Genomic DNA, 17,813 nt, shown 5'->3' with positions numbered 1-17,813 from the left:
CGATAGCTCAGGACTCCGCGAGAATCTCCCGAATGACATGCCGGGCGTTCTCCGCCATCGCCGGGTTGGTCTCCCGGTAGTACGGCAGCGCGTTCAACGCCAGGGACAGCGCCCGCCCCCGCCCGCGCCGCCAGGTCGGGTCGTCCACGTCGAGGGCCGCGCGGTAGACCGCGCGCGCTTCGGCCGGCAGCAGGTTCCACGCGGGCATCAAGTCGCAGGACGGGTCGCCCGCGCCCGCGCACCCGAAGTCGATCACCGCGGTCAGCCGTCCGCCGTCGTCCACCAGCAGATTGCCCGGCATCAGGTCGGAGTGCAGCCACACCGTCCGCCCGTCCCAGGCCGGGGCGCCCAACGCGTCCTCCCAGACGGCGGTCACGGCGGCGCAGTCGACGCCCTCCTCGGGCAGCGCCCGCAATTCCCCGATCGCCGTCCTGGTCGCCTCGTCGAGCAGTTCGATCGGCCCGCCCCGGTAGGCGGGCGGGGCGTCCGGCAGGGTGAGCGACCGGATCGCGGTCACGAAGCCGGCGAGGTCCTCGGCCAGCCGCACCGGCTCGCGCAGCGCTCCCGGCCTCGGGTGGGCGCCGTCCTGCCAGCGGTACACCGACCACGGCCACGGGTACCCCTCGGCGGGGCCGCCCGCGCCGAGCACCTCCGGGACGGCGACGGGCAGGAGCGGCGCCAGCCTCGGCAGCCACTCCTGCTCCATCGCGACATCGGGTGCCCCCCAGTCCACCAGCGGCAGCCGGACCACCATCGCCTCACCCAGCCGGTACATGGCGTTGACGGTGCCGCCGGAGGGGAAGCGCGTCACCGGCAGCCCGGCCCACTGCGGGAACCGGGCGGCGACCAGGCGCCGGACGAGGTCCTCGTCGATCGGGTGCTGGCCGGGGTGCAGGTCCGCGGTGTCGCTGTTCATGGGGCACTATCCGACCGTCGTGCCGCCCGGCGGGGCAAGTGCTTTTCGACCCGCCGCCGCGCCTCAGCGGCCGGCGCCCCGCAGGGCCGACAGCGCGTCCGCCGCCGCCGGGGCCGCCCCGGCCGGTGCCGTCGGACCGCAGAGCGTCTTCACCGCGAGCGCGACGACCGCCGTCTCCAGCCCGGACTGGTCGGCGCCCTCGTACGGGTTGTACGACAGAGCCACCTGCCGCTTCCCGTCCGCCGTGCCGAACATCAGCGTCCCCCAGCCCGGCAGGCCCCCGTCGTGGCCCCACAGCGGGCCGCAGCCGAAGTCCGCCTTGGCCACGCCGAGCCCGTAGGAGCTGTGGCCCGACCCGGTCGGCACCGTGGTGGTGAGCGCGGCCTGCTCGGCCGGGCGCAGCAGCTTGCCGCCGAACAGAGCGGCGTGGAAGCGGTCGAGGTCGGTGGTGGTGGAGATGCCGTTGCCTGCCGCGTCGCCGACGGTCGGGTTCAGCCTGGTGATGTCCGCCGGCCCCTCCGGCAGCTTGGCGTAGGCGCGGACGTGCGGGCCGCGCAGCCCGGTCTCCGAGCCGGGGAACACGGTGTCGTCCAGGTGCAGCGGCCGGACGATCCGCCGCTCCACCTCGCTCTGCCAGCTGTGGCCGGTGAGCTTGTCGATCAGCATGCCGGCCAGGATGTAGTTGGTGTTCGAGTACTTCCAGCCCTGGCCCGGGGCGAAGTAGGGCGCGTGCGCGACACCGATCGCGACCAGCTGCTCCGGCCGGTAGTCCTGCCAACGGCGGTTCCCGAGCGCGTAGTCGCGCAGGCTCGCCTCGTCCTGGAAGAAGAACTGCGGGTCCTCCAGGTAGTCGTACAGGCCGCTGCTGTGGTTGAGCAGCTGGCGGACGCTGATCGCGCCGCCGTTGGGGACAACGCCCGGCAGGTGGCGCTCGATCGGGTCGTCCAGCCGCAGCCGTCCCTCCCCGGCCAGCTGCAGCAGGACCGTCGACACGAACGCCTTGGTGACACTGCCGATCCGGAACCGGCCGTCCGGCCTGACCGGCTGCCCGGTGGCCAGGTCGGACGTGCCCACCGCGTCGCGCCAGACCCGTCGGCCGTCCTCCCGGACCTCGGCGAACGCGGCCGTCGAGGAGCCGTCCGCGACGAACGCCTTCAGCTCCGCCCGCGCGTCGACCCCGCCCCGGCGGGCATCGGCCCCGGCGGGGGCGGGTGCCGCCACCGCGGCCGGGGCGAGCGTGCCGATGGCGGCGCCCGCCAGGGCGACGGCGGCCAGGCTCCTGCCCAGTCGCCGGTGCTTGCTCAACTTGCCCACAGAATACGAATTTTGACTTGACGTCATGGTGAACCCCTCCGGCCCGGACCTCGGGCCCTCCGGGTCCCAGGCTCGCAGTTGCCCCCGTCGACCCGCGTCATCCTGCGGACCGGCCTCGGCGGCCCCCGGCCGTCCGACGGGGGTAGCGGGTGCCCCGGTCGAACGGCGGGGGTCGGGGGGCGGCCGCTCGGCATCACCGGGCTTGACAGCGGGCGGCCCTGATGCGTGTCAACGCGGCTTCCACATGGGTGAGTTCGCCACTCCGGCACCCGACCGCGCGGTGGGCTACCGCAGCCGCGAGGAGGACAGGATCGAGGCCAGGTGCGCCACCACCATGCCCCAGGTGATCACCGCGATACCGGCCACCACCGCCCGGGTCGGGCCGATGCCGCCGACCGCCGCGTCCGCCACCGCCGCCGCCAGCAGCACCAGCGAGGCCTCGATGCCGTTGGTCACCCGGTGGATCTTGAACACGGACGCCAGCCGTCGCGCCGTCGCGATGCCCTGCGAACGCGGCTGCGTCGACTCCTCGTCCGCCGGAGCCAGCCCGCTGCGAGCCCGTGCCACGTCCACCAGATCGGTCGACGCCTTCAGCAGCACCACACCGAGCGCCGCCGCCAGGCCCACCGACACCCACAGCTCCGACCCGCCCCGGGCCGCCCGGACACCCGCGCCGACCATCAGCGCCGCGTCCGCCAGATACGCGCCGAGCCGGTCCACGTACACCCCGGCCGTGCTGAACTGCCGCTTCCAGCGGGCCACCTCGCCGTCGACGCAGTCGAACAGCAGGAACCCCTGGAACAGCACCGCCGCCAGCACCGCGCCCGGCAGCCCGGGGACCAGCAGCGCCGCCCCCGCCCCGACCCCGCAGACCACCATCAGCCAGGTCAGGGTGTTCGGCGACACCGAGGTCCGCACCAGCTGCCGGGTGACCCGCAGCGACACGGCGCGCATGTAGAGCCGGCCCGCCCAGTGCTCCCCGTTGCGGCTCGCCAGCTTCGCCCGCGGCTGACAGACCTCCCGCAACTCGGCCAACGCCGGCGCAGCGACCGCCATGACCCCACCCTTCCCTTCACCCGAGTCCACTGGGTCCACCTGTGTGATCGTTCCGGCCGACCGGCCCAAACGATCACACAGGCTAGAGCAGGCCGGGCGGCCCGCCCGACCCGACCCGGCCTCAGGCCAGCGCCGGAACCGCCGGCTCCGGCGCCCCGTCCCGGTACAGCCAGGCCCGCTCGGCCGCCGTCCAGGTGCTGGTGGTCAGCAGGTAGACCGCGGCCGCCAGCGGGACGAGCGCGGCGAACAGCACGGTGCCGAAGGAGAGGTACGGCAGGAGGGCGAGCGCGGGCTGCGCCTGCGCGCCCTGGGCCTGCGCCGGGGTCTGGGCCGACTGCGCGGCCTGCTTGGCCTGGGCCCGTCGGGCCCGCCGGAAGTTGACGTACCCCAGCGCCGCCAGCCCCGCGTACAGCACCGCGAACACCGCCCACTCGCCCGCACCGTGCGCCGAGCCCACGTGCAGCCCCAGCGGGGCACCGAACAGGGTGTGGCCGAGCAGATCGTTCGGCGTGGTGAACAGCCGGTACATCACCGAGAAGAACGGGATCTGCACCAGCATCGGCAGGCAGCCCGCGAACGGCGAGGCCTTCTCCTCCCGGTACAGCTCGGCGAGCGCGGCCTGGAGCTTCTCCGGACGGCCCTTGTGCTCGCGGTTCAACTCGGCGATCCGCGGCGCCAGCCGGGCCCGCGCCTTCTCGCCGCGCGAGGCCGCCCGCGCCAGCGGGTGCAGCGCCAGCCGGACGCAGACGGTGAACAGGACGATCGCGAGCGCGGTCGGGACGACCTGCGCGAACGCGGCGACGACATCGTGGGCCAGGCCGACGGCCGGGTCGAGGATTGCGAAAACGGACATGGTGGAGCGAGCCCTCCGGGGGTCTCGGGGTACGAGTGATCGACGGAGGACGGCCGCGACGGGCCGGTGGTGAAGGAATCCCCGGTGCTACGCGGCCGCCGGGACCGCTCCCGGGGCCCTCGGGCGCTGACGGCCCCGGGCATCCGGATCACGCTGCGGAAGGAAGGCCGTCCGGAACGCGCGCCTGCGCAGCACCCCGGCCCGCACACTCGCCGGCGCCCGCGCCCCCAGCGTCCGCGCGACGACCAGCGCCCCCGCGACCGCCCCGGTCACCAGCACCACGGCGGCCGCGGCCGCCACCGACGTCAGCGACCCGCCACCCTCGGCGAGCCACTCCCCACTCAGCACCCGGAGCAGCCCGAGCAGCATCGCGACCACGGCCACGTCCCTGCCTCCTCTGCGCTCCGGACCAGTACTGCTACTGATGATGCCAGACGTGGAGACCGGCCGGGCCGGGGTTTCAGGGGGTGTGGACAGCGCTGACCCACACCTGGTTCGTCCCGTCGTGCCGGGAGGCGACGCAGACCCTGGTGCCGATGTTCTTGGCCTTGCCGGGAGTGTAGAAGTCCCCGCAGGTCAGCGGAGAAGTGGTCGAGGGAGCGGGGGCGCCGATGTGTTGGAAGCCGTCGAGGTCGATCTGCGGGACGTACTTGGTGTCGGCCCACCCGGAAGCGGCGAGGGAGCCTTTGTATTCCTCCAGCTCGCCCTGTGGGATCCGGAACGCGAGAACGGCGAAGTCGTCCTGGAAGCCGTTCTGGTAGCCCCACCGGACATCCTCCGCGGACACCGGGACCGTCACGTGGGCGAACCCGGACACCTCGTCCCGGTCGACGGTCATCCAGGCACCCGGTCGCCCACTGTCGGCCTTCGGATGGCGCAGATCGTGGTCAACCCAGTAGAGCCCGGCCATCCCGGCGGCCAGGAGCAGGAGGAACACCGTGAGCAAACCGAGCAGCAGCCTTCTCCGGGAGCGTGGGGCCGCCGGGGCCAGGCGCGTCGTGGAACTCATCGGGTCTGCCTCCCGGGGTCGGTGGGACCGCCCTCGCGATCGCTGTAGCGCTCACCCGTGCCCGCCGGTACGACCGGTGCGCCGCCGCTGACTGCTCGGTCGTACGGAGTGCTCCGGCCGCTCAGGTTGTACTCCTGCGCCAGGCCGGTCTGATGGAGGCCCTGCATGTCCGAGTCCGAGACGCGCACACCGACGATGTTGGTGGTCTTGCCCGCGTCCCAGTTGTACCGGTCCCACACATTGACCTGGTACTTCATGGACACCGAGGGATTGCCGTCGGGGCCGGGCCGCACCGTGACCACGCCCGACAGCACGCATGCCTGACTGCCCACGGCGGTGAACCAGTTCGCTTGACTGCCCTCCGGGAACGTGTAGTCGTTGGTCTTGGTACGCGGAGTCTCCACGGGGACGGCGACCGGAGCGCCGCCCGAATTCTGGTAGGCGGCCAGTGCGGTCTCCCGCCACTGGGCGTCGTTCGCGGTGAGCAGGGTCGCCACATGGTCGCGGAACTGCGGGTCGTCGCGAAGCATCCGGTCCACGTCCACAGTCAGCGGCTCTCCGGTCCCGTCGAGGAAGTGCTGCAGATTGCGGGCCGCGTCCGTGCGGCCCGCGAAGGTGCCGCCGGCCATGAGCAGCCCGGCGAACGCGCGGAACGAGTGTTCGCCGATGCCGGGTTCGCGGGAGTAGAACGGGCCCGCCCCGCCGTCCGGAGCCGTCCACACATAGGTCGGGTCGAGGACCCCGGCTTCGAGCAGGCGGCCCGGTGCCAGCTCCAGCAGCTGCGCGCGGACGGCGGGGTCCACCGTCGCCCACCAGGCCGGAATGTCCTTGCGGTCCTTCGGCATGCCGACCGCGCCGATCAGATCGGCCTTGGCCGCCGCCACCGCCCCCGGCCGGGTCGCCGGGTCGACCTCGGCCGGGTCGAGGGTGCGCAGTGCCGTCGCGGCCGCCGCATCGGCCTCGGTGGCGGCCGCGACCGCCTTCCGCATCGCCTCGACGTGCTGCTGGAGCTCCTCCCACTGCCGCCGCCGGTAGGCGATCGCGTCGGGGTCGTTGCGGTCCTCGGGCGGGAGCGGGGGCAGGGTGACGGTGCCGTCGGCGGTGACGGTGGCGCCGAGGGCCTCGGCGTCGCCGATGGCGCGCAGCAGGTCCTGCTGGGCGTGGGTGAACGCGGACGCGGCGCGGCGCAGGGCGGCGGTGACGGCGAGGGCCTCGTAGTGGAAGGCGGTCAGCTCGTCGGCGAGCAGGCCGATCTCCCGGGTGGCCTCGTCGGCCGCGACACCGCTCCAGGCGCGGGCACCGGCGGTGGCGAGGGGGCTCGGCGCGGCCCCGGTGAGCGGTTGGAGGACGCCGGAGCGCACTTGGCCGGCGAGCTGTTCGGCGTGCCCGGCGAGGCCGTTCCAGGTGTCCCCGGCCCGGTCGAGCGGGGCGAGGGCGGCGTGCCGGAGCCGGTCGAAGGTCACCACGGCTCAGGGCGCCCGGAACGCGGAGGCGGCGCCGGTGTCGGCCGACCGGTAGGCGGTGGCGGTGGCCTCCAGCCGGTCGGCGGCGAGGCCGAGGCGCTGGTCGAGGCTGGTCCAGCGGGTCTTCCACCAGCCGAGGACCTGGGTGAGCGCGGCGCCGGTGGCGAAGCCGTCGGCGGTCAGGGCTCGGGCGGCGGCGCCGGTGTCCGGTTCGGCGTGGCCGACGGCCTGCCGCAGTTCGCCCTGGAGGCGGCGGGAGGCGGTGGCGGCGAGCCGGAGCGCGGGCGGTTCGACGTGGACGGGTGCGCCGGCCGAGGGGCCGTTCGCCCAGGGGCCCGGTCCGGCGGCGGGGCGCGGGATGCCGGGCGGTGGGCCGTCCTGGCCGTGGAGCCACGGATTCTGCTGTGCTTCGGCGGTCGTGTCGGCCACGGTCGGAGCCCCCCCAGCGTGATCGGTCGATGTCGTACGGTAACGCGGCGGCGGGTCCGGGGGCGGTGGATTTTCGACGGATCGGTGCGCGGGGCGTAGCCGCAGGTGCTACACGGGGCTACCTTGGAAAGCATGAAGACGATTACCCAGCGGGAGTTCCGGAACAACTCCGCCGCGGTGATGGACGCGGTGGAGGCGGGGGAGATCTTCCACATCACCAGGAACGGGGTCGAGGTCGCGGAGCTGCGGCCGGTGGCGGGGCGCCGGCGGCTCACGGCCGAGGAACTGGTGGCGCGGCACGTGAAACTGCCGCGGGTGGACTACCAGCAGATGCGCAAGGAGTCCGAGGAGTACTTCGGGCCGGAGGAGCTGGTCGGGGACGAGGACGGCGACCCGTTCGAGCGGCCGCGTGGCTGAGCGGCGGCGGGCGGCCCGGCGGCGGCCCGCCGGGGTGCTGGACACGTGTGTCTACATCGACCTGGCGCTGCTGAGCCCGGCCGATCTGCCGGCGGTGCCGGAGCTGACCGCGATCACCTTCGCGGAGCTGCAGCAGGGTGTGTCGATGGCCCGTGACCCGGTCAGCCGGGCGGCGCGGCTGGAGGTGCTGGGCGCGGCGATGGCGGACTTCGAGCCGCTGCCCTTCGACGGGGCCGCCGCCGCCCGCTACGGGACCCTGGTGACGCTGACGATCGCGTCCGGGCGGCAGCCGCGTCCGCGGCGGATCGATCTGATGATCGCCGCGATCGCCTCCGCGCACGGGCTGCCGCTGTACACGCGCAACATCTCGGACTTCAAGGGGCTGGGCTCGGCGGTCGAGGTCATCGGGATCTGAACGGCCCCGTGCCCGTGCCTGCGCCAGGGCGCGGGCACGGGCGGCCGACGGGGCCGGACGGGCTCAGGCGGGAACGGCGTCGAGCCGGACGGCGGTGCCGGTGGCGGCCGAGGCGCGGGCGGCCTCCAGCACGGTCAGGGTGGCGACGGCGTCCTGCGGGTCGACCGGCGGCGGGGTGCCGGGGGTGGCCAGGGCGGCGGCGACGCCCGCGTAGAAGGCGGGGTAGTCGCCGGGGTCGGTGGGCAGCGGGGTCGTGGACGCGTCGGTGCCGAGGGTGCCGTACTGGGCGGGGTCGTCGGCGCCCCAGGCCATGGTGCCGTCGGGGCGCAGGCCGGTCCGGAGGGCCGCCTCCTGCGGGTCCATGCCGGGCTTGACGTACCCGGCGGCGTCGCCGAGGACCCGCAGCCGGGGGCCGACGAGCGGGGCGATCGCGCTGGTCCACAGGTGGGAGCGGGTGCCGTTGGCGTGGGTGAGGGCGAGGAAGGCGTCGTCGTCGACCACCGCGCCGTCGCGCCGCACGTCGATCTCCGCGTAGACCGTGTCGACCGGTCCGAAGAGGGTGAGCGCCTGGTCGACGAGGTGGCTGCCGAGGTCGTAGAGGGTGCCGCCGACCTCGGCCGGGTCGGCGAGCTCGCGCCAGCCGGGCTTGGGCTTGGGCCGGAACCGCTCGAAGCGGGACTCGAAGCGGTGCACCCGGCCGAGCGCGCCCTCGCGGACCAGGCGGGCGGCGGTGAGGAAGTCGCCGTCCCAGCGGCGGTTCTGGAAGACGGTGAGCAGGGTGCCGCTCGATCCGGCGAGCGCGCAGAGTTCGCGCGCCTCGGCGGCGGTGGCGGCGAGCGGCTTGTCGACCACGGTGGCCAGTCCGGCCCGCAGGGCGGCGCGGGCGAGCGGGGCGTGGGTGCGGTTGGGGGAGGCGATGACGACCAGGTCGAGCGCGTCGGGGTCGGCGAGCAGCTGCTCGGGGGTGTCGACGGCGCGGGCGTCGGGGTGCTCCTGCCGCAGCTGGGCCCGGCGGTCGGGGTTGGCGGTGACCACCGCGGCGAGCCGGAGTCCGGGGGTGGTGGCGATCAGGGGGGCGTGGAAGGCGGAGCCGGCCAGGCCGTAGCCGATCAGACCGACGCGGAAGGGCGGGCGGGAGCCGGGAGCTCCGGGGGCGGCGGGGCGCGCGGAGGTGGTCATGCGCCCTACTCAACCACGATGCGCCCGGTTGGCCCCGGTTTCGGCGTCGGAGCCGGGGATTCGGAACGGGAGGGTGCGGGACCGGGAGGGTGCGGGACCGGGGCGTCCGGACCGGTGCCGGCAGTTCGGTCGTTCAGGTGTTGCCGCCGCCGCGGTGGGGGGCGCGGCGGCGGCAGACCCGGGTGGAGACCGACGGTGGTGGCCGCCGGGGCCGGTGTGGGGGACCCGGCGTGGCGCTCACGTTAACCGCGCCGGGCCGCGCCGCTGAGGGTCATCGGTGCGGTTAGGGGCGGCTTAAGGAGTCCTTGAGGAGCGGCCGGACCGGAGCGGCCGGACCGGAGCGGCCGGACCGGAGCGGCCGGACCGGAGCGGCCGGACCGCTCCGGGCGGCCGCCGCCACGGCGACGGCCCTCCCGCGCCGGAAGCGGGAGGGCCGTCGAGGTGCCGCGGGACCGAGTGTCGTTGACCGGGCCTCAGATCAGGTCGACGAGGTCCGCGATCGAGTCGACCACCTGGGTCGGCCGGTACGGGAAGCGCTCCACCTCGCTGGCCAGGGTGAGGCCGGTGAGGACCAGGAAGGTCGACATGCCGGCCTCCATGCCGGAGACGATGTCGGTGTCCATCCGGTCGCCGATCATCGCGCTCCGCTCGGAGTGGGCGCCGATGGCGTTCAGGCCGGCGCGCATCATCAGCGGGTTGGGCTTGCCGACGAAGTAGGGCTCCACACCGGTGGCCTTGGTGATGAGGGCGGCGACCGAGCCGGTGGCGGGGAGCGCGCCCTCGGCCGACGGGCCGGTCTCGTCCGGGTTGGTGGCGATGAACCGGGCGCCGGCGTTGATCAGGCGGACGGCCTTGGTCAGGGCCTCGAACGAGTACGTCCGGGTCTCGCCGAGGACGACGAAGTCGGGGTCGGTGTCGGTGAGCACGTAGTCGACGTCGTGCAGCGCGGTGGTCAGACCGGCCTCGCCGATCACGTACGCGGTGCCGTTCGGGCGCTGGTCGGAGAGGAACTTCGCGGTGGCCAGCGCGGAGGTCCAGATGTGCTCGGCGGGGACGTCCAGGCCCATCCGGGAGAGCCTGGCGTGCAGGTCGCGCTGGGTGTAGATGGAGTTGTTGGTGAGCACCAGGAACGGCTTGCCGGACTCACGCAGCCGCTTGATGAAGGCATCGGCGCCGGGGATCGGCACGCCCTCGTGGATGAGGACCCCGTCCATGTCGGTCAGCCAGGTGTCGATGGGCTTGCGGTCTGCCACGGTGGTGTCTCCTAGGTCTTGCGATGGTTCGAAAATCGCACCGGACCGGACACCAGCGGCCGGCCGGGCGCCAATGGCTGCCCCAACAGCGATCAGCCTAGTCGTCCCGGGCCGCCGCCCGTAGGGGCCGCCGACCGGTGGACCGGGGCGGTGCGTCGGGGCGGGCTGGTCTAGCCTCTGCACTGCTGTCGAGGGCCCCGCACCGGCGTTCCGGGCGGGCCCGTTCGCTGTGTGCATCGAGGAGGGGCGGATGAGCACCACGGGGGAGCTTCCGGCGGGGGCCGAGGAATCGGCGGTCGGGACGGGGGAGCGGTCGGCGGGGAGACAGCCGGACGCGAAAAGGCCGGAAGGGAATCGGCCGGACGAACGGCAGGTGGGGGAGCTGCCGGAGAAGCGGGTCACCTGGGCGGAGTTGTACTTCGACCTGATCTTCGTCTTCGCGATCACGCAGGTGTCGGGCCTGCTGCACCACCGGCACGACCCGGTCGGGATCGTGCAGGCGCTGGTGGTGTTCGTGCCGGTCTACTGGTGCTGGGTCGGCACCACCGTGCAGGCCAACATCCGCGACGTGGACACCGCGCGCGACCGGCTGGGCATCCTGGCGGTCGGGTTCACCGGGCTGGTCATGGCGCTGGCCGTGCCCGGCGCGTACGGGAACCGGGGTGTGCTGCTCGGCGCCGGGTACTGGGCGGCCCGGGTGGTGCTGCTGTTCCTGCTGGTGCGCGTCCCGGGGGTCTGGCGCGGGCCGTACGGGGTCGGTGTGCTGGTCAGTGGGCCGCTGCTGGTGGCGGGCGGGTTGCTGCCGGAGGGGCCGAGGGTCTGCCTCTGGGCGCTGGCGGCGCTCTGCGACCTGTCCGGGCCGGTGGTGTTCCGCCGCAAGCTGGCCGCCGTCGCCTACCACCCGTCGCACATGCCGGAGCGGTTCGCCCTGTTCCTGCTGGTGGCGCTCGGCGAGTCGATCGTCGGGATCGGTGCCACCGCGGCCTCGGTCCGCCTCGACGCGGCCGAACTCCTCGCGGTCACGGCCGCGTTCACCATCTCGGCCGGTCTCTGGTGGCAGTACTTCGTCTTCGCGGCCGATGCCATGCGGCACGCCGTCACCGTCGCCGACTCGCGCCGGGACATGGTCCGCCGGGTCTTCCAGTACGGGCACCTGGCGCTGGCGGCCTCGGTGATCGCGGTGGCGGTGGGCTTCGGCGAGACGGTGGCCGATCCCCGCCGGGCGCTGGGCGCGGCCACGGTGGGGCTGCTGTACGGGGGGTGCGGGCTGTATCTGCTGACCTTCGGCTACACGCGCTGGATGATGTTCCGATCGGTCGCCACCACCCGGATCGTGGCGGCGGCGGTGGTCCTGGCGCTCGCGCCCGCGATGGTGCGGTGGCCGGCGCTCGCCGCGCTGGTGACGCTCGCGGTGGTGCTGGTGGTGCTGAACGTGGTCGAGCACCGGCGGGTGAACGCGGCGGCGGCGGTCGCGGAGCGGGCCGGGGAAGCCGCCCCGGAAGCGGTCGGGGACCCGGTTGTCGGTGGGCCTGTGTAGCGTTCGGGGTGAAAGAGGGCGTACGGCGCGAGGGGCGCGATATGCCCGCAGGTCGGGGCGGTTCCGCGGTGAGCGGCCGTTCGGTGGGAGGTAGATGTCGTCGTGACGGACACGGTCGAGGCGAGCGTGGGCGGGGCCGAATCGGGAGCCGGTCTGGAGCTGCCGGAGTCCTGGCGGGAGGTGCTGGGCGCGGAGACGGAGAAGCCGTACTTCGCCGAGCTGGCGGCCTTCGTGGCGGCCCAGCGGGCGGAGCACCAGGTCTTCCCGCCGAGCGGGCAGGAGTTCTCCGCGCTGGAGGCCACGTCGTACGAGAAGGTCCGGGTGCTCGTGCTCGGGCAGGACCCGTACCACGACGACGGCCAGGCCCACGGCATGAGCTTCTCGGTGCTGCCCGGCACCAGGACGCCGCCCTCGCTGCGCAACATCTTCAAGGAGCTGGACGCCGACCTCGGCATTCCGGCGCCGGACAACGGTTACCTGATGCACTGGGCCGAGCAGGGCGTGCTGCTGCTCAACGCGGTGCTCACGGTCCGCGCGCACGAGGCCAATTCGCACAAGGCCAAGGGCTGGGAGAAGTTCACCGACGCGGTGATCCAGGCGGTGAGCGCGCGCGAGGAGCCGGTCGTCTTCGTGCTCTGGGGCAACTACGCCAAGAAGAAGCTGCCGCTGATCGACACCGAGAAGCACGTGGTGGTCCAGGGCGCGCACCCGTCGCCGCTGTCGGCCAAGCTGTTCTTCGGCAGCCGCCCGTTCTCGCAGATCGACACCGCGCTGGAGGGCTTCGGGGTCGACCCGATCGACTGGCGGATCCCGGACCTCAAGCAGGCCTGAGCCGAGCCCGGTCGCCCCGGGCCGAGCCGTCCGGACCTGGTCCGTCCTGACGGTCCGTCTCCGCGCCTCGGGCCGCCCGCCGTTCACCTTCCGGTGGACGGCGGGCGGTACCCGGTGTGCGAAGCTGGGGCCGGACCGGGTCGCCGGGCCGGATCTGGGAGGGGCGGTACGTGCGCCGAGTTGGGCGAGGGGCTGGGTTCCGGCCGGCCGTGGGGGCGGCAGTGCTGGGGCTTGTGGCGGGGGTTGCGGGCTGCGCCGGGGGGAGCCCGACGGGAGCGGTCGTTCCTGCCACCGCACCCGCGGCGGCCACCACACCCGGGGCGGCGCCGGGAGGAGCGACCGCGTCCGGACAGCCGGTGCCCGGCGCCCGGCCGCAGCTCCCCGGCCAGACCTTCTACGTCTCCGACCGGACCGCCGCCGCCCAGCAGGTGACCGCGCTGCGCGGTCAGGGCCGGACGGCGGAGGCGGACACCCTGCTGCGGATCGCCTCCCGGCCCTCCTCGCAGTGGCTGACCGACCAGTCCGCCCGGGCCACCGCCGAGCAGGTGAGCCGGCGCGCCGCCGAGGCCGACCGGACGCCGGTCTTCGTCGCGTACAACATCCCGCACCGGGACTGCGGTCTCTACTCGGCCGGCGGCGCCACCGACGCGGCCGCCTACCGGGCCTGGGTCACCGGCCTCGCGGAGGCGCTCGGTGACCGCCGGGCCTGGGTGGTGCTGGAGCCCGACGCGGTCGCGCACACCCTGGACGCCTGCGGGGTCCAGGGCGACGCCGCCGCTGAGCGCTACGGCCTGCTGGCCTTCGCCGTCCAGGAGTTGAAGAAGCGTCCGCAGGTGCGGGTCTACCTGGACGCGGGCAACCCCGGCTGGGTGCAGGACCGGGCCGCACTCGCGGAGGCCCTGCGCAAGTCCGGGATCGCCGCGGCCGACGGCTTCGCGCTGAACGTCTCCAACTTCTACGCCACCGACCGCAGTACCGCGTACGGGGCCCAGCTGTCCGCCCTGTTGGACGGCAAGCACTTCGTCGTCGACACCAGCCGCAACGGCAACGGCCCGCTGGGCGCGGAGGCGTGGTGCAACCCGCCCGGCCGCGCGCTCGGCACGCCGCCCACCGCGGAGACCGGGCAGCCCGGGGTCGACGCCTTCCTCTGGATCAAGAACCCGGGCGAGTCGGACGGCGAGTGCGGCCGGGGCGAGCCCCGGGCGGGCGAGTTCTGGCTCCCGTACGCGCTGGGCCTGGCGACGGCCGCCCCCGCCGCCGGGTAGGCCGCCGCCGGACGCCCGCAGGTACGGGAGGAACGGCCCTACCCGGTCGTGCCGAGGAAGCTCTCCCAGCCGTTGGCCGGCGCCTGCCCCACGTTGAGGGTGCGCAGCTTGCGGAGGGTGGACTGGTCCTGCACGTCCAGCCACTCGACGAACTGCTTGAACGAGACCAGCCGGACCTCGGGCTTGCCCGCGATCGTCTTGAGGGTCTCCTCGACGGCGTCCATGTAGATGCCGCCGTTCCACTGCTCGAAGTGGTTGCCGATGAAGAACGGCGCGCGGTTGCCGTTGTAGGCGCGGTCGAAGCCGGCCAGGTAGGAGTCCCTGGCCTGGGTGCGCCAGTCGTTGAACTTGGCCGGGTCCCCGTTGGTGACCTTCGACTGGTTGGCCAGGATGTTGTAGTCCATGGAGAGCACCTGGAAGGTGTGCCCGGGGAACGGGATGCTCTGCAGCGGGAGGTCCCAGACCTTCCCGTCCTGAACCTTCTGGGGCCAGATCTGCTGGCCGCCCTGGGAGCTGGCGTCGTACTTCCAGCCGAGCGCGGCGGCCGTCGGCAGCAGGGCCTTCTGCCCTTCCAGGCACGGGGTGCGGCCGCCGATCAGCTCCTTCTTGTAGTCGAAGGGCAGCGGGTCGACGTCGGTGAAGCCGGTGTTGGTCCGCCACTGGGTCACGAAGCCGACGGCCTGGTCGATCTCGCTCTGCCAGTCCTGCGGGCTCCACTTGTTGACGCCGTTGCCGTCCGAGCGGGTCGAGCAGAAGTGGCCGTTGAAGTGGGTGCCTATCTCGTGGCCGGCCAGCCAGGCCTGGCTGACGAGCTTGATGGTGTTCTTGACCGCGCCGTCCGACAGGTAGGGGATGTCGGAGGCGCCGACCGAGTGCAGCGGCGGGTGGTACAGCTCGGACCTGCCCTTCGGCAGGGTGTATATGCCGGAGAGGAAGAAGGTCATCGAGGCCTTGTGCTCCTCGGCGAGCTTGAGGAAGCGGGGGAACTGGCCGTCCTCGGTCGCTCCGGCGCCGTCCCAGGAGAACACCACGAACTGCGGCGGGCGCTCGCCGGGCTTGAGCTTCTCCGGCTTGGGCTGGTTGGGCTGCGGGCCGGTGTCGGAGGTCGAGCCGTCGCCGATCGGCTTGCCCTTGGTCGGGGTGCCGCTCGGGGTGACGCCGGTTCCGGTGCTCGCCCCGCCGGTGGTGGGAGCGGGGGCGGGGCCCGAGCCGGAGCCGGAGGCGGAGGCCGATCCCGAGCCGCCCCCGGAGCAGGCCGTCACCGCTCCGAGGGCCGCGGTCGCGGCGGTGGCTGTGAGCACGGTCCTGCGCGAGATGCTGCCCATCGTCTCCCCTGGGGTCGTTCCGGACCGGGTGCGGCCGCAGCCGTGCCCGCATCACTCAATTCGGACAATTGAGTGATTATCCGTCGTTAGGATTGCATGCGAACACACGGGTCACCAAGGAACCGGGGGTCGCCGACCATGGACACGCTCGGCACGCCTGTACGGGATGCGAAGAAATGTCTTCTGTTGCCGTCCTGTGACGCTTCGCCCGATTCGAGGGGCGTGCCGTCGCGGCGTCAGCCGAGCGGGATCCGGCGGTTGCGGCGCACGATCCGCGCGATGGCGGTGCTCACCGCGGTGGCCGCGGTGCAGGAGACCGCGAGGCTCAGCCAGGCGGTGTCGAACCAGTGGCTGTTGAGCCAGCCCAGGGTCACGATGTAGGCCGCCCAGATCATCGCGGCCAGCGCCGACCAGCGCAGGAAGCGGTGGGGGTGCGCGGGGGAGTGGCCGATGGCCAGGTCGAGAACGGTCCGCCCGGCCGGGACGAAGCGGGCGACCACGACCATCACGGCCGCCGCCCGTGTGGTGCGTGAGTCCAGCGCGTGCTGGACCCGCGCCACGCTCGCCGCGAGCTTCGGCCGGTGTTCCAGCCGCCGGTTGACCATGGGCGCGCCGCGCCGGGCCAGCTGGAGCAGCAGCAGATCGCCGAGGAAGGAGGCGGTGGCCACGCCCAGCCCGAGCAGGAGGGGCGCGCCGTCTATCTGTGCCGTCTTGAGTACGGCGAGTATGACGAGCGTCCCGCTCGGGATGAAGGGGAGGAAGGCGTCGCCGAGCACGGCGCAGAGTGCCAGGGCGCAGATCCACGAGGATCCGGCCAGTGTCGCGATGTCCATGTGCTTCCTCCCTCCAGGCTGCCCGGAGGAGCAGTGGTTGCAAGGGACAACGCTAGCGCCTCGACTTTTCATGCCATGAAGCACCCCGGCTGTGCGCCGGCTCACAGGGCCCGCGCCGCACCGGCCCGGAATGGCGCGGGCACGGGCGCCGGCCCGGAATTGGCACGAGCCCCCGGGGCGGGGTGCCGCTCCGGGGGCTCGCGGGGATCGGTCGGCGCTGGTCCAGCCCGACGACCTTGCTGTTGAGTGCGGATCCGGTTGGGTGATCCGCCGGGAACCAAGCCTGCCGGACGCCGGACACCGCCCGCGAGCCCTCCGGCTGGCGACTTCCCGCGCTGGCGTGAAGTCGCCACGGGTGTTCGTCCGCTGCCTCTGCGTCAACCGGGACCCGGGCCCCGAGGGGCCTGCGGCGACGGACGGGACGGGCGTTCGCGAACGGGTCGGCCGGGGCGCGGCCGGGCCCGGGCCGGGGAACAAGGGGGACCTCGGCCGGGGTTGACCACAGTCGGCACCGGCGGCGGCACCGGCCGACCCGGTGGCCGGCACCGGTGCACCGCACCGGCGGACGGAACGACCACGGCCAGGAGGACGGACGGTATGACGACCGAGGACAGGCGGGCGGAGCAGCGGGAGGACGGGAACGCGGCACCCGCCCCGGACGCGATCCGGGGCACGGCCCGGGGGACGGCGCCCGCCCCGCTGTCGATTCTCGACCTGGCCACCGTCGGGGTCGGCCACACCCCCTCGCAGGCACTCGCCGCGACCACCACCCTCGCCCGCAGCGCCGAGGAATGGGGCTACCACCGCTTCTGGGTGGCCGAGCACCACGGCATGCCCGGTGTCGCCAGCTCCACCCCGGCCGTCCTGCTGGCCCACCTCGGCGCCCACACCACCACCCTGCGGCTCGGCTCGGGCGGCGTGATGCTGCCCAACCACGCCCCGCTGGCGATCGCCGAGCAGTTCGGCCTGCTCGAAGCCCTCCACCCCGGCCGGATCGACCTCGGCCTCGGTCGGGCCCCCGGCACCGACGCCGCCACCGCCCGGGCGCTGCGCCGGGGCCTCGGCGAGGGCGCCGACGACTTCCCCCGCCAGCTCGCGGAGCTGACCCACTTCCTCGACGGCAGCTTCCCGGCCGAGCACGCCTACGCCCGGTTGACCGCCGTGCCGAAGGGCGAGGGGCGGCCGCCGGTCTGGCTGCTCGGCTCCTCCGGCTTCAGCGCCCAGCTGGCCGGCCGCCTGGGGCTGCCGTTCGCCTTCGCGCACCACTTCAGCAGTGTGAACACCCTCCCGGCCCTCGACCTCTACCGCTCGGAGTTCCGCCCCTCGGCGGTCCTGGACGAGCCGTACGCGCTGATCGGGGTGGGCGCGGTCGCGGCCGACGACCGGGACGCCGCCCGCCGCCTCGCCCGCTCGGCGGCCCTCGGCATGCTCCGGCTGCGCCGCGGCAACCCGGGCCCCATCCCCACGCCCGAGGAGGCCGAGTCCTACCCGTACAGCCCGATGGAGGCGGACTTCATCGACGAGTGGCTGGGCAATGTCGTGCTGGGCTCGCCGGGCGAGGTGGCCGACGGGCTGGAGGCGCTGCGCAAGCGGACCGGGGTGGAGGAGCTGATGGTGACCTCGCACATCCACGGCCACGAGGCGCGGCTGCGTTCCTACGGGCTGATCGCCGAGGCGTACGGCCTGACCGGGCCGGCCCGGACCTCGGCCGGCTGACG

At 73.8% G+C, this 17,813-nt stretch carries 18 protein-coding genes; 6 read left to right on the top strand and 12 right to left on the bottom strand.

What is annotated here, in order from left to right; translation table 11 throughout:
• Window positions 1-7: 7 nt before the first annotated feature.
• The 8 genes from OG715_RS16745 to OG715_RS16710 form a co-directional block, all read right to left on the bottom strand.
• On the bottom strand, window positions 8-916 hold the full coding sequence (locus tag OG715_RS16745) for an aminoglycoside phosphotransferase family protein (protein WP_266269595.1): 909 nt from the start codon (window positions 914-916) through the stop codon (window positions 8-10).
• A 63-nt stretch (window positions 917-979) separates the two neighbouring features.
• On the bottom strand, window positions 980-2,221 hold the full coding sequence (locus OG715_RS16740; protein WP_266269594.1) for a serine hydrolase domain-containing protein: 1,242 nt from the start codon (window positions 2,219-2,221) through the stop codon (window positions 980-982).
• 294 nt (window positions 2,222-2,515) lie between these two features.
• A complete protein-coding gene (locus OG715_RS16735) occupies window positions 2,516-3,286 on the bottom strand; it encodes a CDP-alcohol phosphatidyltransferase family protein (protein WP_266269593.1) in 771 nt (256 codons plus the stop codon).
• Between the two features lie 121 nt (window positions 3,287-3,407).
• Entirely contained in the window at window positions 3,408-4,139 is a 732-nt protein-coding gene (locus OG715_RS16730) for a YidC/Oxa1 family membrane protein insertase (protein ID WP_266269591.1), read from the bottom strand.
• Between the two features lie 87 nt (window positions 4,140-4,226).
• The gene (locus OG715_RS16725; protein WP_323182130.1) at window positions 4,227-4,523 is read right to left on the bottom strand and encodes a DUF6412 domain-containing protein; all 297 of its coding nucleotides are present in this window, start codon (window positions 4,521-4,523) and stop codon (window positions 4,227-4,229) included.
• 76 nt (window positions 4,524-4,599) lie between these two features.
• Complete coding sequence (locus OG715_RS16720) at window positions 4,600-5,148, bottom strand: hypothetical protein (protein WP_266269590.1); 549 nt, start codon at window positions 5,146-5,148, stop codon at window positions 4,600-4,602.
• Complete coding sequence (locus tag OG715_RS16715) at window positions 5,145-6,611, bottom strand: hypothetical protein (protein ID WP_266269588.1); 1,467 nt, start codon at window positions 6,609-6,611, stop codon at window positions 5,145-5,147. Before OG715_RS16715 ends, OG715_RS16720 begins: the two co-directional genes overlap by 4 nt.
• 6 nt (window positions 6,612-6,617) lie before the next feature.
• Window positions 6,618-7,040, bottom strand: a complete 423-nt coding sequence (locus OG715_RS16710) for a hypothetical protein (RefSeq protein WP_266269587.1) — start codon at window positions 7,038-7,040, stop codon at window positions 6,618-6,620.
• Window positions 7,041-7,172: 132 nt separating this feature from the next.
• Here OG715_RS16710 and OG715_RS16705 point away from each other — a divergent pair, with 132 nt between their 5' ends.
• Complete coding sequence (locus OG715_RS16705) at window positions 7,173-7,457, top strand: type II toxin-antitoxin system Phd/YefM family antitoxin (RefSeq protein ID WP_030394189.1); 285 nt, start codon at window positions 7,173-7,175, stop codon at window positions 7,455-7,457.
• The gene (locus OG715_RS16700) at window positions 7,450-7,872 is read left to right on the top strand and encodes a type II toxin-antitoxin system VapC family toxin (RefSeq protein ID WP_266269586.1); all 423 of its coding nucleotides are present in this window, start codon (window positions 7,450-7,452) and stop codon (window positions 7,870-7,872) included. The genes OG715_RS16705 and OG715_RS16700 overlap by 8 nt, the downstream gene beginning before the upstream one ends.
• Before the next feature lie 63 nt (window positions 7,873-7,935).
• Here the strand turns inward: OG715_RS16700 and OG715_RS16695 are convergent, their stop codons facing one another.
• Window positions 7,936-9,051: a Gfo/Idh/MocA family oxidoreductase gene (locus OG715_RS16695; RefSeq protein WP_266269585.1), complete on the bottom strand. Its 1,116-nt coding sequence runs from the start codon at window positions 9,049-9,051 to the stop codon at window positions 7,936-7,938.
• Window positions 9,052-9,524: 473 nt separating this feature from the next.
• On the bottom strand, window positions 9,525-10,304 hold the full coding sequence (locus tag OG715_RS16690) for an HAD-IIA family hydrolase (protein ID WP_266269583.1): 780 nt from the start codon (window positions 10,302-10,304) through the stop codon (window positions 9,525-9,527).
• A gap of 373 nt (window positions 10,305-10,677) precedes the next feature.
• Here OG715_RS16690 and OG715_RS16685 point away from each other — a divergent pair, with 373 nt between their 5' ends.
• From OG715_RS16685 to OG715_RS16675, 3 genes are all read left to right on the top strand, one after another.
• Window positions 10,678-11,841 carry a low temperature requirement protein A gene (locus tag OG715_RS16685; RefSeq protein WP_266269582.1) on the top strand — a complete coding sequence of 388 codons (1,164 nt, stop codon included), beginning with the start codon at window positions 10,678-10,680 and terminating at the stop codon, window positions 11,839-11,841.
• Between the two features lie 102 nt (window positions 11,842-11,943).
• Window positions 11,944-12,672, top strand: coding sequence for a uracil-DNA glycosylase (locus OG715_RS16680; protein ID WP_266269581.1), 729 nt, complete (start codon window positions 11,944-11,946; stop codon window positions 12,670-12,672).
• Between the two features lie 356 nt (window positions 12,673-13,028).
• Window positions 13,029-13,937, top strand: a complete 909-nt coding sequence (locus OG715_RS16675; RefSeq protein ID WP_266269580.1) for a glycoside hydrolase family 6 protein — start codon at window positions 13,029-13,031, stop codon at window positions 13,935-13,937.
• Between the two features lie 38 nt (window positions 13,938-13,975).
• On the opposite strand, the gene OG715_RS16670 is transcribed toward OG715_RS16675, so the two are convergent.
• Window positions 13,976-15,262: a polysaccharide deacetylase family protein gene (locus tag OG715_RS16670; protein WP_266269579.1), complete on the bottom strand. Its 1,287-nt coding sequence runs from the start codon at window positions 15,260-15,262 to the stop codon at window positions 13,976-13,978.
• A 236-nt stretch (window positions 15,263-15,498) separates the two neighbouring features.
• On the bottom strand, window positions 15,499-16,095 hold the full coding sequence (locus OG715_RS16665; RefSeq protein ID WP_266269576.1) for a DedA family protein: 597 nt from the start codon (window positions 16,093-16,095) through the stop codon (window positions 15,499-15,501).
• Between the two features lie 597 nt (window positions 16,096-16,692).
• Here OG715_RS16665 and OG715_RS16660 point away from each other — a divergent pair.
• Window positions 16,693-17,811, top strand: a complete 1,119-nt coding sequence (locus OG715_RS16660) for an LLM class flavin-dependent oxidoreductase (protein ID WP_266269574.1) — start codon at window positions 16,693-16,695, stop codon at window positions 17,809-17,811.
• Window positions 17,812-17,813: the final 2 nt, after the last annotated feature.

The organism is Kitasatospora purpeofusca, from assembly GCF_036010405.1.
GTDB classification, from domain to species: Bacteria; Actinomycetota; Actinomycetes; order Streptomycetales; family Streptomycetaceae; genus Kitasatospora; species Kitasatospora purpeofusca.
This window is presented reverse-complemented; position numbering and strand designations above follow the sequence as displayed.

What these genes read in the sequence shown, in the direction of transcription:
- OG715_RS16745 (WP_266269595.1), bottom strand. Translation starts at nt 916, where the DNA reads ATGAACAGCGACACCGCGGACCTGCACCCCGGCCAGCACCCGATCGAC.
- OG715_RS16735 (WP_266269593.1), bottom strand. Translation starts at nt 3,286, where the DNA reads ATGGCGGTCGCTGCGCCGGCGTTGGCCGAGTTGCGGGAGGTCTGTCAG.
- OG715_RS16730 (WP_266269591.1), bottom strand. Translation starts at nt 4,139, where the DNA reads ATGTCCGTTTTCGCAATCCTCGACCCGGCCGTCGGCCTGGCCCACGAT.
- OG715_RS16720 (WP_266269590.1), bottom strand. Translation starts at nt 5,148, where the DNA reads ATGAGTTCCACGACGCGCCTGGCCCCGGCGGCCCCACGCTCCCGGAGA.
- OG715_RS16705 (WP_030394189.1), top strand. Translation starts at nt 7,173, where the DNA reads ATGAAGACGATTACCCAGCGGGAGTTCCGGAACAACTCCGCCGCGGTG.
- OG715_RS16695 (WP_266269585.1), bottom strand. Translation starts at nt 9,051, where the DNA reads ATGACCACCTCCGCGCGCCCCGCCGCCCCCGGAGCTCCCGGCTCCCGC.
- OG715_RS16670 (WP_266269579.1), bottom strand. Translation starts at nt 15,262, where the DNA reads ATGGGCAGCATCTCGCGCAGGACCGTGCTCACAGCCACCGCCGCGACC.
- OG715_RS16665 (WP_266269576.1), bottom strand. Translation starts at nt 16,095, where the DNA reads ATGGACATCGCGACACTGGCCGGATCCTCGTGGATCTGCGCCCTGGCA.
- OG715_RS16660 (WP_266269574.1), top strand. Translation starts at nt 16,693, where the DNA reads ATGACGACCGAGGACAGGCGGGCGGAGCAGCGGGAGGACGGGAACGCG.